The following is a 12,310-nucleotide window of genomic DNA, read 5'->3' on the forward strand; positions in this document are numbered from 1 at the left end:
GTCTCGGCGACCGCCCGCGAGGTGGCCGCCTGGCGCGATCATCAGGCCGCCGGTCGGCGACGAAAAGACGGCAGCGCGGCCGCCATGGCGCCGGCGACGGTCAACAACCACCTCGCCCACCCGCTTCGCGCAGGGGTCAGCGCTGCATGTCGATGATGAGCTTTCCGCGGACTCCGCCGGCTTCGAGTCGTTGGTGAGCCTCCGTGACGTCGCTGATCGGGTAGACGGCGTCGATCACAGGGCGGATGTTGCCCGCCTCGGCGGAGGCGGTGAGCTCGGCGATGCGCGCGGCGGAAGGGTTGTTGCTGAAGAGCTTCATTCGCCGGGGCGAGAGGGCGGCTCGCAGTCCTGTGGTGGCCATGGAGGTCAGGATGTGGTTCTGGTCGAAGGCGAGCGCGACCATGCGGCCGCGCCGGGTGAGCCGGGCCAGGTAGGCGCCGAGTTCGGTGCCCACGAGGTCGAGGATCACGTCGTAGTGGCCGAGGTCCTGCGGCCGGGTCGTGCGGTAGTCCAGGGCCGCGTCGGCGCCGAGTTCGGTGACCCAGTCGAGATTGCGGGCGCCGGCGAGTCCGGTGACGTGGGCGCCGAGCGCCTTGCCCAGTTGCACGGCGATGCTGCCGACGCCCCCTGTGGCGCCGCGGACCAGGAGCCGTTCACCGACGCTGAGGCCGGCCTTCTCGGTCAGGGCGGTCAGGGCGGTGGTGCCCGACGAGGGCAGGGCGGCGGCGTCCAGCAGGCTCAGGTTCTTGGGGGCTCGGGCGAGCCGCTGTTCGGGGACGGTGACGTAGTCGGCGATGGCGCCGAAGGCGAAGTGCGGCATCAGCCCCCAAACCTCCTCTCCCGTACTCCAGGCGTGTACTCCGGAGCCGAGGGCCGCGACGCGGCCGGTGAAGTCGCCTCCCAGGCCGCGGGGGAACCGGGCTCGGGCGATGCGGCGCAGTCTGCCTGCGCGGAAGGCGAGTTCCCCGGCGTCCACGCTGGCGGCGCGGACCTCGACGAGCACCTCTCCAGGCCCGGGCACAGGCGTGGGTACGTCGTTGACGCGCAGCACCTCGGGAGGGCCGAAACGGGTGTATTGGACGGCGCGCATGATCTCTCCCAGTCGTTCCGGACGTAAGTGGGCTGACGGCCCACTTACGTTGGGCTACTCTAACCGGAGCGCCAGCCCACTTGTCAAAACCCGGAGGAGGGCCATGACCCACGCCACCCAGCGACGGCCCCTGCGTGCGGACGCCCAGCGCAACTACGACCGCATCGTCAGCGCGGCCCGGGACGTCTTCGCACGTGATGGCGCCGGCGCCGCCCTGAAGGAGATCGCCCGTCAAGCCGGTACGGGATCGGCAACGCTGCACCGCCTCTTCCCCTCCCGCCGAGCCCTGCTCGAAGCCGTCTTCCACGACCGCGTCGAGGACCTGTGCGCCATGGCGGCACAACACGCCGAGGAGAGCGAGCCGGGCCCCGCGCTCCTGGCCTGGCTGGGTGACCTCAACGCCTACGCCGGCGCCAGTCGCGGCCTGGCCGCCTCACTGCTTCACGACGGCCGGGATGCCGACATGCTGGAGCAGAACGAAGGCTGCCAGGCGATGATCACCAATGCGGCGCGCGAACTCCTGCGGCGAGCACAACAGGCAGGCGCCGTACGCCCCGGGATCCGCGCCGAGGACCTGCTCGCGCTCGTCAACGCCATCTCACTGGCCACCGAGCACCACGACGACGACGGCGAGCAGGCGGACCGGCTGCTGAACATCGCGATCAAGGGCATCGAGGGCCAGGCCGCATGACGGACCAGGTGGATCCGTACCTGATCGGCGTGCGCTCGCGGAGCCGCATTGATCATGCCGGCCGGGCGCAGAAGTGTCAGTGGCCCATGGCACTGTGATGTCGGTGAATGTACGCGTGCGTGAAGCCGTCCTCGACGCTGGACGGGCCCTTGGCCTACCCGAGCCGGTGATCGAGGCGTTCATCCGCCTCCTGCGCCCCTGCGTCTACCTCTGCGCCCGCGACGAACTGCCGGAGATTCTGAAGAAGGACGCCCGTCCGGTGGCTCGGGCCGTCGGGCTTCCCCACCTGCCCGAGAACATGGAAGTGCCCTCGTACGTGCCGCACGTGGTGACCATCGACTGCGCGGCTCTGCCCACCGGCGTCCTCGACATCGACTTTCCCGTCGACGGCCACCTGGTCATCCTCGCCGAAATCACGGACTGCGACGAAGGCTTCGTCATCCATCTGCCGCCAGGCACCGAGACCACCGAACGCCACTCGCAGCGGAAGAATCACGAGCCGTTTCCGCTCTACGCGGTCCCGGGCACCACCATGCCGGACGATTTCCGCTGGTCCCAGATCGCGGAAGTGGCCCTCTACGCCGAGGGGGACGCCGAGCGGGCCGGCCTCGTGGCGAAGCTGATCGATGAGATAAAGGATCTTCCTGACGTCCAGTGGAGATTTGACATCCAGCTCGGCGGCTACTCCCGCGCCTGGCACAACCCAGTGGAAGATCGCGGGAAGGTGCTGTTCGCCTCCCTCCCGGAGAGCACGGTCTTCGGGGACGGTTGCATCACCCTCATCTCGGGGACCCGGGAGCAGGTCGCAACGCACCGCTACGACGAACTCGATTTCAACGTCGAATGCTGACATTTCCGGGACGGGCGGCCGGCGGTAGGAGCGACGTCCCCCGCGCGGCCGCGAGCAGGCCACCGAGGAGAGCTCCCAGCGGAGACGCGCTCATCACCGCGGTCATCGCCGCGCCGCTCACTCGGCCGAGCATGTCGGCTGGAGTGAGCCGCTGACGGGTGGTACGGGGCACGACGGCCCACACGCCGAACGCGGCACTGGTGATGACCAGACCCGCGGAGACCACGACGGCGGAAGCGGTAAGGTCGATCATCAGTTGCCCGATCGCGGCGCAGCCGAGACACCCGGCCAGAGCTCGCGCGGGTCCGATCATTCGGGTGACCCGTGTCGCGAAGAACCCTCCGGGCGAGCCCCCCGACGGCGCCGACGCCCAGCGACACGCCATAGCCCCACGCCGGCAGACCGAGCACCTGAGGCACGTAGAGCACGAGCACGGCGAACCAGGCACTGTCCATCGCCGCGAACACGGCACCCAATGCCACGATCATTCGCAACCGAGGATGTCTGATCAGCCACCGCAGTCCGGCGCGAGTGTCACCTCCAGATCTGCCCCTTGCTGCTGTACGAACCGGCCTTCGACGCGAATATGTTTGGGCAGGCTACAGATCAGCGCGGCCGCCAGAGCCAGGGCCCCGCCATCGACCGCGAACGGGAGCACCAGCGCCACACCGAAGAGATATCCGCCGATCGGCGGCCCCACGCACCCGGTAGAGAGTCCGGCTGCCTCGCTGCTCGCGGTCATCTACACGGGCCTCGATCGCGTCTCGGTACTGGCTGATCGTCTTGCCGTCCACGCCCAGCAGTCGGCCAATGCCGCCCAGGGTGCGCATCTGATCGGCTTCGGCCGGCATAGGGTACGGCGTCGGCTGCGTGAGTGTCTGGGCCCGCCAGGCGTCCAAGGCGGCCTCGTCGTACAGCTCGGGATCGGGGCCGGTGGTGTGCGGGGTCGGCCGTCGCCCGATCGGGGCGGGGAAGCCCTCCTGGGGACGCCAGAAGTTACGGATGTACTTCTCCGAGCGGCCCACCTTGGCCGTCCAGTCAGCCAGCGGGATGCCCTCAGTGTCGCCGTCCATCGAGACTCTCCGTCCACCTGCCTGATCACACTCTGCTAGCGACATTAGTGTCGCGGACCGCTGACACTCTCCTGTCGCTCAACAGTGGGAGATCTCGCTTCTCGGATTTCAGCGTCACTGGGGGACGAAGATCCTGGACCGTCGTACTCCCAGCATCGCCCTCGATACGAAAGCCACGGGACCACAGGCAGCCTGTGGTCCCGTGGCTTTCGCCGGTCAATCCAGCTAGCTAGCGGGTAGGGGTCGGGGTAGCCGTTGACGGCACAGCGGGAGACGGCGTGGTTGAGGGCTGCGTCGCAGTGAGGTCGGGCAGATCGCCGGGGACGTGCTTGGGCTTGCCGCTGATGCAGGAGTCGACGAAGAACTCCTTCACCTGGCCGCGCCATTCTGCTGTCTCTCCACCGCCGGCCACGTCGTCTGGGATGTCGTCGATTACGCCATTGCCCACGAAGGCGCGCTCGCAGCGCGCCTTGTCGATCTGGGCCTCCTGGGAGTAGAGCAGCTTGTAGGTGTCCACCCCGCGGCCGGCCACCTTGCGCAGATAGGTCATGCGCTGGTCGTAGGTGGAGGCAGGGCTGCAGCCGATGGTGGCGATGGAAGACAGCCGCTGTAGGGGTGCCGTCGGAATGCGGCAGAAACGGGCCGTGCGAGCACATCGCCGCAGGCAGTAGAGAAGCCACGCGGCGGTCAGATGGCTTGCACCGGGACCCCGATTTCCGTCATTGGAGGGATCATGGACGCGTGAGGGCGGAGATTCTTGCGAATCTGTCGGCGGCCGATCCGGGTACGCGGGCCGAGGCGCTGCGGTGGTTCACGGCGCACGGGGACTCCGGCGATGCGGCGGTCGTGGCACCTCTCGTGCGGGATCCGGGCGAGTTCGATGATCGGGATCATGACGATCCACCCGAGTCGGCTCGAACGCCCGTCCGGATGGTCGCCCTCGAAGCGCTCGCCCGGCTGCGGGGGCCGGGGATGTTCACCGGGGTGTTCGACGACGCGCTTCAGGACGGCGATCTTCGGGTGCGGGCGCGGGCCGCGCTGGGCGCTTCGGCCGGGGCGCTGCTGGCGCGGCTCGCCGTTGAGGGCGATCGGGGGTTGCGGTACCGGATCGCGGTCGGGCTGCTCGCCGGTGACGTCGGCCGCGACCAGGCGGTTGCGGCCCTCGAACGGCTGCGCGGCGGCGACGATCCGGCAGCGGTCGCCGCCGCCTCCGTCCTCGGCGCGGTGGCGCGCCTCTCCCACCGGCGGCGGGACGACGGGTAGCGATGCCGCCGCTTCGGTGATCGGGGACGATACGCCCACAGTGACCGGGCAGGACTGTGTTCTTTCGGGTCAGCCGGACGCGGCCCGTTTCTGCCGCATTCCGGGGGCACCCCCAGAAGATCTTGGCCGGTAGCCGGGGTCGATGAGCGGCGTGGTGGTGAAGGAGACCCGCGGACACCGCGCTGGCCGTGACCGACACCGGCGGGTCAGGCATCCCCGTGGTCTACCTGAACGGCTCCTACGCGAGCCGGCGGCACTGGCGGCCCGTCATCAACGCCCTGGAGCCGGGGTGGCGGCACATCACCTACGACGAGCGGGCTCGCGGCAGATCGAAGAAGTCGGCGGACTACTCCTTCGAGGCCTGCGTCCGGGATCTCGACGCCGTCCTGAAAGCCAGGCGGGTGGAACGGCCGCTCCTGGTGGGCTGGTCCTACGGCGCCTTGCTCGGGGTCCACTGGGCCGCCCGGCATCCGGGCCGCGTCGCCGGCGTGGTCGGGGTCGACGGCCCCTTTCCGTCCGGGTGGACCGACGAGGCCGGCCACGAACGCATCCGGAGGCTGTTCCACAAGGCCCGATGGGCGTTGCCGATGGCGCGCCTCATCGGCAACGCCGCGCGGATGAGTGCCGCACAGCATGCCGACATCAACATCGAGGCCCACATCCTGCACGCCGCCCTCGAACCGGTCCTCGACAGCCTGACGGTCCCGGTCCGGTACGTGGTCGGCTCGGGGAGGCCCTGGGAAGCAAGAATGACGAGCAGGAGCAGATGCGCACTACTCTCAACCCTGTGCTCGCCCGCAACCCGAACCTCACGATAGGCGCGAAGGTCACCGGCAACCACGGCACGATCGTGCGCAAGGATTTCCGTGCCATCGCCGAGGCCACCCGCGAGCTCGCCGCCCTCACCCGCGAAAGTCGCTGACGACCATGACCAGCGGCGTCACGATCGGCCAGGCGGCGGCCTTCGCCGGCGTCACGATCAAGACCGTCCGCCACTACCACCGGCTCGGCCTGGTCGACGAACCACGCCGGGACGCTTCGGGCTATCGCCGCTACGGGTCGTCCGACCTGCTGCGGCTGGTCCAGGCCCGGACACTGGCCGAGTCCGGCGTACCGCTGTCCGAGATCGCTGCCCTGCTCGATGCCGATCCGGAGCGGTTCGCCGTCCGCCTGGCCGAGGTCAAACGGCAGCTGACCGAGCGGATCGAGGAGCTGATCGCGCGCGGCGACTCGCTGGACCGGCTCGCCAACAGTGACCGGGCCCTGCTGCCCGACCGGGCCTGCGCGCTGCTGGACCGGGCCGCCGACCTAGGCTTCACCCCGGATGAGGTGGCGGCCTACCGCGAGGGCATGGTGCTGGCCAGGGCCCTGGTCCCCGACGGCTTCGACGACTATCTCACCAAGGCCGAGCACGTCCTCGACGACACCCGGTTCGTCGCCTTGAACAAGGAATGCTGGGCCGCCAAGGACCTGGCGCCCGACGACCCCCGCATCGAGGAACTCGCGACCGCCGTGGCCGACCGCTTCCTCGCCAACCCCGCACTGCTCGAGATCTCGAGCGGCCTCCAGGCCCGTACCGACGTCACCCGATACGGCCTGCTCAACCATCACGGCGAAGACCAGGCGTCGGCCATGGCCCGGCTGACCACGCTGGTCGAGGCGAAACTGCGCTCCGCCGGCGTGGACATCCCCCACCAATAGACGCGGCTCACCGTCCACAGTCCCGACGCGGTGAGCCGATCACCACACGGTGGCCGGTCGGCTGACGGGAACTCGTCTTCATCGACGACACGTGCCACGTCGCATCCGGCTTTCTCGCGGGCTGGCGGTCACCTGACCGCTGCGAACAACCCCCCGAAAGCCGGATCAACACTGACCGTACCCGACCTTCCGCGTCCCGGACGCGCTCCATCTCGCTGTGGTCTTCGGCATCGAGGAGAGCAAAGCCATCCGCTACGCCGAACAGGCACGCCGACTCATCAACGATGATCAGCACGAGAACGACAACAAGATCAATTGATGATCTGAACTCAAGGAAGATGTCCCTTCCAGAAGAAGTTGGCGGCGGGACAGGTTTGACCTGCGGCACCGCACCTGGGTCCGGACGGTTTCGAGCGGAGTCGTTCAGGTCTTGTTGTCGGCCGGGTCAGGCGTCGCTCGGGCCTGGCTGCCAGCCGATGTTCTGGGCCCAGGTGTCGGCGCGCCGTACGATGTCCCAGACGAAGGGCTCCTTAGCGGAGACGTATTGTTGCCGGTCGTCGCGGAACTGGTTCGCGCATCGTCGCTTCGCCTGCGCGAACTCGGCTGCGGCGGCGGGGTTGGCGCGCAAGTAGTCGCGGAACAGCAGGGGCAGTTGCTGGGAGAAACTGCCGAGCTCACGCACGTGAATATGGGTACGGCGGCTGCCTGGCGGCTCCCGGAAGTATCGCTTGGTCAACTCCGGGTTGTTCGCTTGATGCACCAAGCCGAGTCGCTCCAGCGGCGCCTTGTAGGCGGCCAGCGGCTCCAGCGAGCGTACCGAGATTTGGATGTCGATGACCGGCTTTGCGGCCAGGCCGGGCACCGACGTCGAGCCGATGTGATCGACCCGCAGTGCGACGTCACCGAGCGCCCCGCGCAACGCTGTCCCGATCGCGGCGAACTCCGTCTGCCATGCCGGGTCATGATCCACGATCTCGATTGGGTCTCCCATGCCCCGATTGTCCACGGTGTGAGGCCACCTTCGCGCCGAGAAGATCAAAGACGAGGCGGAATCCGCAACCGAACCTGGACAGCGACACGAACACCGGACAACTTCAACAACTGCAACCGACAGAAGAAGCCACATTAGGAACGAACGAATACCCGACAGTTCAAACTGAGGAGCCTTCAGAAGAAATGGACTTTCGGACGAGAGTGCCAAGGTATCGACACCGATACGCGGGCAACCCCGGCCGAACCGCCAGGGTTTTTCGTGCCCGGCGACGCCATCCGCCCTGCACACCGAGGCATCTTCACGCCGTCCTTCGCGACGGAGCAAGATAGTACGTTGGGTTCCCCGAACGTAGGGAGGCGTGCGTGGCCGACGTCGAGCAACCGCCTCCGGCACGCCGCCGGCGGACCCGCGAACGCGGCCAGGGGCAGCGCGTCAAGCGGGTCAACCTGCGCCTGTCCGACGTCGAGCACGGCGTGCTGGAGAAGGCCGCCACCCGGTACCAGCAGACGCCGGCCGGGTACGTGAGCGCCGCCGCGCTGGCGGCCGCGCATGACGAGTTGCCCGCCGACGCCCGCGAGGCGTGCATCGAGCTGTTCGCCATGCAGGCCGACCTGGCGCGCCTGCGGATCGCGCACGGCATCGACTCCGGCCAGCTGGCCGACGCCCTCTTCGCCATGCGCGAGGCGATGGAGGAGGCGGCAGCGGAGTTCATCAACGTGGCGCGCCGGGCCCGTGGGCAGCGCGCGCTGCGCTCGTTCCTGCGACCTCAACCCGCGCCCGCGCTGGCACCGCAACAGCAGGAGGCGGCCGTGCCGCGCGTGCCCTCGACGGCGGAGGAGTGGCGCAAGCAGCTCGCCGAGCTCGGGGTCGCGCCAGTCCAGCCCCTGCAGGCCGAGGAAGGTGAAGTAATCCTTCAGATCGTGGGCGTACGCCTTGATCGTGTTGGGGGATCGTTCGATGTCGGTCAGGTACCCCAGATAGGCCTCGATCGGCTGAATCGGACCGTCGTCATCGCCCAGCACGGTCCATGACTCCAGCCCTGTGGCGGGCGACAAGACCCGTTGCACCTGCATGCTTCCTCCAATGATCTGCGTGATGGACGGCGGCAGATGACCACATCCAGCAGGCAGATCACCGGGAGAAAGTCATTCGTCATGGACGTCGTGGACAGTACCTCAGGCGCTACAGGTAACGGTCGCCTGTGAAACAAACCCAATCGGGATATAAACGGGCCTCTCGCTGCCCGGGCCTCGGCATCAGCTGCTCAGGCCAGGGGTGACCAGGCCGGATTCGTAGGCGAAGACCACCAGCTGGGCACGATCTCTGGCATGCAGCTTGGTCATCGCACGGCTGACGTGGGTCTTGGCCGTCAGGTGGCTGATGGTCAGATGCTGGGCGATTTGCTCGTTGGAAAGCCCCGCCGCGACCAGCCGCACAATTTCCAGCTCCCGCGCGGTCAGCACATCCAAATCCGCTGGAGCGACGGGACGGGGCGGGGTGGCGACGAACTCTTCGATGAGCCGTCGAGTGACCGCCGGCGCCAGCAGCGCGTCCCCCCGGGCGGCCACCCGCACCGAGTGCAGCAGCTCGGTCGGCTCGATGTCCTTGACCAGGAACCCACTGGCCCCCGCTCGCAGCGCGGAGAAGACGTACTCGTCAAGGGCGTAGTTGGTCAGGATGACGACCCGGACTGCCGCCAGGCCGGGATCGGCGGCGATGCGCCGGGTGGCGGCGATGCCGTCCAGCATCGGCATCTTGACATCCAGCAACGCGACGTCGGGCAGGGTTTCGCGGGCCAGCTCGACGGCTTGGGCGCCATCGCCCGCTTCGGCGACCACGGTGAAGTCGGGTTCGGATGACAGCAGGGCCCTGAACCCGGCCCGGATCAGCGGCTGGTCATCGGCCAGCAGGATGCGGATCACGCTCGCGGCTCCTCGTGCACGGGGAGCACCCCTTCGATCAGGAATCCACCGCCGGGCCGCGGCCCGGCCGTCAGTGAGCCGCCGGCCGCGATCGCTCGTTCCCGCATGCCGATCAGCCCCATGCCGGAGCCGGGGCTGGGGTGTGCAGCCTCGCCGTCGTCTGCGACCCGGAGGGCGAGGGTGTCCGGCTGGTAGGTGAGGCAGACGGTGACCGCTGCCTGGGGTGAGTGGCGCAGCGCGTTGGTCAGGGCCTCCTGGACGATGCGATAGGCCGCCCGGTCGGCGGCCTCGCTCAATGGGCGCGGTTCGCCCTGGCGATCGAGGACGGCCTGCAGTCCGGCGCGTTGCGCCCGCTCCACCAGGATCGGGATCCGGTCGATGCCGGGCTTGCCGCCGTCGTCGGCCTGGCGCAGGACGCCGAGGGTGGCGCGTAGTTCGCACATGACGTCCTGGCTGGTCTCCTTGATGGCCATCAGCCCGTCCTTGGCCTGGGTGGGGTCGCGCTCCATCAGATGCGCGGCGACGCCGGCCTGGACGTTGATGACGGAGATGCTGTGGGTGATGGTGTCGTGGAGTTCCTGCGCGATCCACAGGCGCTCCTCACTGGCCCGGCGCAGTGCGGCCTCCTCGCGGGTCCGCTCGGCTTCGGCGGCGCGCTGCTCGACCGCCGCCAGGTACGCACGCTGGGTGGCGGCCATGGCCCCGATTACCACGCTTGCGACCAGGAATCCGGCGTTCCACAACACCCCGTCATGCACCTCGTAGGAGCCCCGCGGGACGGCGATGACCAGGTAGAGCGCGGCCGCGTAGACGACCGCCACGACGACGCCCTCTAGCCGCCTGCCGAGGCTGACCACGGTGTAGACCGCCAGCAGCACCGGCGCGGAGGCGAAGATCCCCGGGTAGAGCAGGCCGTAGTAGGCCACCGACGTCGTGCCCGCGGCCAACGCGACGCCCACCGGATATCGGCGCCGCCACGCCAGTGCCGCCGCCCCGGCCACGAGAAGCAGACCTCCGACGGAATCCAGCGGACGCTGCGGGCCCACCCGGGCCACCAGCAGGCTGCCGACGACCAACCCTACCGCCGTTGCCACGGCGACGGCGCTGTCGACGGCAGTGTCGATCTTCCCCTTGAGCACCCGCTCACGCTACCGAAGGCAGACCGATTTGCGGCATCTCGTACTACCAGAGAAGTAGATGCGAGGTCTTGTGCCCTCTTGTACGACCGGCGTAGCAGTACCAGGAGCCCGCCCGCGTAGGACGATCTTTCCAGCGCCGATCAGCAGGATGGTGATCACTCCGAACGACCGAAGGGCACCATCATGGCTACCACTACGCACCAGGTTCCGACCGTGTGGACCCCACGGTTGCAGGTCCTCACCTTCGTCTGCTCGGCTGTCTTCACCCTCGGCACCGTGTTGCACGGCTGGGTCATCATCAACCCCGACACCCTGGAGCTGATGATGACCCTCAGCGGCAAGACGCCGGCGGAGGCGGCAGCGGAGGCCCCAGGGTTCCTGGCCGGATTCCGCGCCGTCGGCGCCGTCTACGTCATCGGCAACACCCTGGGCATGCTGGCCCTGCGCGGTTGGAAGTGGACGTTCTGGGTGGCCCTCCTGGTCAACATGACCCAGGCCGCAGGGCCGCTCGGCATGATCCCCCCGGTCATGTGGAAGGCCAGCGCTGAGATGTACGGCGTCCCCGGTCTACTGCCCTCCATCCTCACCGACGGCGGCGCACTCGTCCTGAGCATCGTGCTCATCGTCAGCCTTGCCCGGTTCCGCTCCACGTGGGCACACCGCCGCGCCTGACCCCTGCGCTCCCCCATCAAGGGTGCGGCAGCCGGTCGACCATACCCCCGCCCCCCGCCAACCTGTCAGGGCATCAGCCCCAGCTCACGTAGCTGCACCGGCCGTAACGGCCGCCAGCCGCTGGTGTCGAGCTTGGCCAGCTCCGCCTCGGCGTCCACGTTGATGACGCCCTCCCCAGCAACGGTCATGCGCATGTTCCGCGAACACGACGACCAAGCCAACCCCGCATCGGTGTTGGCCCCGGAATGACCCAGGTCAACGTTTCCGCTGGTCAGTCAAATCTGTTGGATGTTCGGCGGATGTTACGTCAGCCCCTGGCCTACGGCTGCAGCATCCAATTCCGATGAGCAGCAGGGCCCGGAAGATCGTGCCGGAGTCGGTCTTCGGCCCCGGGAAGGTGTGCGGGAGTGAGCTGTCGAGCTGGTCGACCCAGAAAGGTTTTTGCAACGAGGGCACCGGCCCATGCGTCCCGAGGAGTTCGTCCGCGCCAGGAGCCATGCGCTGCTGCGCTACGGCCCGGTGCTGACCGGCAGCGCCGATGACGCGGCCGACCTGGTCCAGGAGGCGCTGCTCAAGTTGAGCTCGCGGCGTTCCCCGGCACGCCGGGATTGCTGATGTGCGGTTTCGGGTTCGGCATGGTGCTGCTGTTCGCCGGCGCGGCGAACTCCACGATGGCCGGCTACCGGCAGTTACAGACCCCTGACCATCTCATGGCTCGCGTGGCCGCACTCTGGTCGTTCGCCACGACGGTCACCCAGCCCCTGTTCATCCTCCTCGGCGGCCTCGTGGCGACCTGGACCGACACGCGCACGTCGCTCTTCACCGCCGCGGGCGTGATGTGCGCCGCCGCGATACTGCTGCCTCGCAGGTGAAGTCGGGAGAGCCGTCTCAGCCGGGGCAAGGGACCGCTCGTGG

Annotated in this window: 18 protein-coding genes; 9 read left to right on the forward strand and 9 right to left on the reverse strand. The window is 68.5% G+C overall.

Annotated elements, in window-relative coordinates; all coding sequences use genetic code 11:
• Positions 1-136: 136 nt before the first annotated feature.
• Positions 137-1,090: an NAD(P)-dependent alcohol dehydrogenase gene (locus tag ACNF49_RS40965; RefSeq protein WP_482941109.1), complete on the reverse strand. Its 954-nt coding sequence runs from the start codon at positions 1,088-1,090 to the stop codon at positions 137-139.
• A 103-nt stretch (positions 1,091-1,193) separates the two neighbouring features.
• On the opposite strand from ACNF49_RS40965, the gene ACNF49_RS40970 reads away from it, so the two are divergent.
• On the forward strand, positions 1,194-1,781 hold the full coding sequence (locus tag ACNF49_RS40970; RefSeq protein ID WP_482941110.1) for a TetR/AcrR family transcriptional regulator: 588 nt from the start codon (positions 1,194-1,196) through the stop codon (positions 1,779-1,781).
• Between the two features lie 115 nt (positions 1,782-1,896).
• Positions 1,897-2,631: a hypothetical protein gene (locus tag ACNF49_RS40975; RefSeq protein ID WP_482941111.1), complete on the forward strand. Its 735-nt coding sequence runs from the start codon at positions 1,897-1,899 to the stop codon at positions 2,629-2,631.
• On the opposite strand, the gene ACNF49_RS40980 is transcribed toward ACNF49_RS40975, so the two are convergent.
• The 3 genes from ACNF49_RS40980 to ACNF49_RS40990 all read right to left on the reverse strand — a co-directional run bounded on the left by ACNF49_RS40980 (position 2,615) and on the right by ACNF49_RS40990 (position 4,254).
• Complete coding sequence (locus tag ACNF49_RS40980; RefSeq protein ID WP_482941112.1) at positions 2,615-2,944, reverse strand: MFS transporter; 330 nt, start codon at positions 2,942-2,944, stop codon at positions 2,615-2,617. The genes ACNF49_RS40975 and ACNF49_RS40980 overlap by 17 nt on opposite strands.
• 286 nt (positions 2,945-3,230) lie before the next feature.
• Entirely contained in the window at positions 3,231-3,704 is a 474-nt protein-coding gene (locus tag ACNF49_RS40985; protein ID WP_482941113.1) for a hypothetical protein, read from the reverse strand.
• A gap of 229 nt (positions 3,705-3,933) precedes the next feature.
• Entirely contained in the window at positions 3,934-4,254 is a 321-nt protein-coding gene (locus tag ACNF49_RS40990) for a hypothetical protein (protein ID WP_482941114.1), read from the reverse strand.
• 191 nt (positions 4,255-4,445) lie between these two features.
• On the opposite strand from ACNF49_RS40990, the gene ACNF49_RS40995 reads away from it, so the two are divergent.
• The 4 genes from ACNF49_RS40995 to ACNF49_RS41010 all read left to right on the forward strand — a co-directional run bounded on the left by ACNF49_RS40995 (position 4,446) and on the right by ACNF49_RS41010 (position 6,668).
• Positions 4,446-4,967, forward strand: coding sequence for a hypothetical protein (locus ACNF49_RS40995; RefSeq protein ID WP_482941115.1), 522 nt, complete (start codon positions 4,446-4,448; stop codon positions 4,965-4,967).
• Between the two features lie 188 nt (positions 4,968-5,155).
• Complete coding sequence (locus ACNF49_RS41000; RefSeq protein ID WP_482941116.1) at positions 5,156-5,785, forward strand: alpha/beta fold hydrolase; 630 nt, start codon at positions 5,156-5,158, stop codon at positions 5,783-5,785.
• On the forward strand, positions 5,755-5,889 hold the full coding sequence (locus tag ACNF49_RS41005; RefSeq protein ID WP_482941117.1) for a hypothetical protein: 135 nt from the start codon (positions 5,755-5,757) through the stop codon (positions 5,887-5,889). Before ACNF49_RS41000 ends, ACNF49_RS41005 begins: the two co-directional genes overlap by 31 nt.
• A gap of 5 nt (positions 5,890-5,894) precedes the next feature.
• Positions 5,895-6,668: a MerR family transcriptional regulator gene (locus ACNF49_RS41010; protein WP_482941118.1), complete on the forward strand. Its 774-nt coding sequence runs from the start codon at positions 5,895-5,897 to the stop codon at positions 6,666-6,668.
• A gap of 445 nt (positions 6,669-7,113) precedes the next feature.
• On the opposite strand, the gene ACNF49_RS41015 is transcribed toward ACNF49_RS41010, so the two are convergent.
• From ACNF49_RS41015 to ACNF49_RS41030, 4 genes are all read right to left on the reverse strand, one after another.
• Entirely contained in the window at positions 7,114-7,659 is a 546-nt protein-coding gene (locus ACNF49_RS41015) for a GrpB family protein (RefSeq protein WP_482941119.1), read from the reverse strand.
• 176 nt (positions 7,660-7,835) lie between these two features.
• Positions 7,836-8,735, reverse strand: coding sequence for a site-specific integrase (locus ACNF49_RS41020; protein WP_482941120.1), 900 nt, complete (start codon positions 8,733-8,735; stop codon positions 7,836-7,838).
• A gap of 183 nt (positions 8,736-8,918) precedes the next feature.
• On the reverse strand, positions 8,919-9,584 hold the full coding sequence (locus ACNF49_RS41025) for a response regulator (protein ID WP_482941121.1): 666 nt from the start codon (positions 9,582-9,584) through the stop codon (positions 8,919-8,921).
• Positions 9,581-10,723, reverse strand: coding sequence for a sensor histidine kinase (locus tag ACNF49_RS41030; protein WP_482941122.1), 1,143 nt, complete (start codon positions 10,721-10,723; stop codon positions 9,581-9,583). The genes ACNF49_RS41025 and ACNF49_RS41030 overlap by 4 nt, the downstream gene beginning before the upstream one ends.
• Positions 10,724-10,906: 183 nt before the next feature.
• On the opposite strand from ACNF49_RS41030, the gene ACNF49_RS41035 reads away from it, so the two are divergent.
• Positions 10,907-11,395: a hypothetical protein gene (locus tag ACNF49_RS41035; protein ID WP_482941123.1), complete on the forward strand. Its 489-nt coding sequence runs from the start codon at positions 10,907-10,909 to the stop codon at positions 11,393-11,395.
• Between the two features lie 65 nt (positions 11,396-11,460).
• On the opposite strand, the gene ACNF49_RS41040 is transcribed toward ACNF49_RS41035, so the two are convergent.
• Positions 11,461-11,583, reverse strand: a complete 123-nt coding sequence (locus tag ACNF49_RS41040) for a hypothetical protein (RefSeq protein ID WP_482941124.1) — start codon at positions 11,581-11,583, stop codon at positions 11,461-11,463.
• Between the two features lie 274 nt (positions 11,584-11,857).
• Between ACNF49_RS41040 and ACNF49_RS41045 the strand changes: the two genes are divergently transcribed.
• Together ACNF49_RS41045 and ACNF49_RS41050 are read left to right on the forward strand one after the other, a co-directional pair.
• On the forward strand, positions 11,858-12,010 hold the full coding sequence (locus ACNF49_RS41045) for a SigE family RNA polymerase sigma factor (protein WP_482941125.1): 153 nt from the start codon (positions 11,858-11,860) through the stop codon (positions 12,008-12,010).
• Positions 12,010-12,267, forward strand: a complete 258-nt coding sequence (locus ACNF49_RS41050; protein WP_482941126.1) for a hypothetical protein — start codon at positions 12,010-12,012, stop codon at positions 12,265-12,267. Before ACNF49_RS41045 ends, ACNF49_RS41050 begins: the two co-directional genes overlap by 1 nt.
• The last annotated feature ends 43 nt before the right edge of the window (positions 12,268-12,310 follow it).

This window comes from Actinomadura sp. ATCC 39365 (assembly GCF_054392275.1).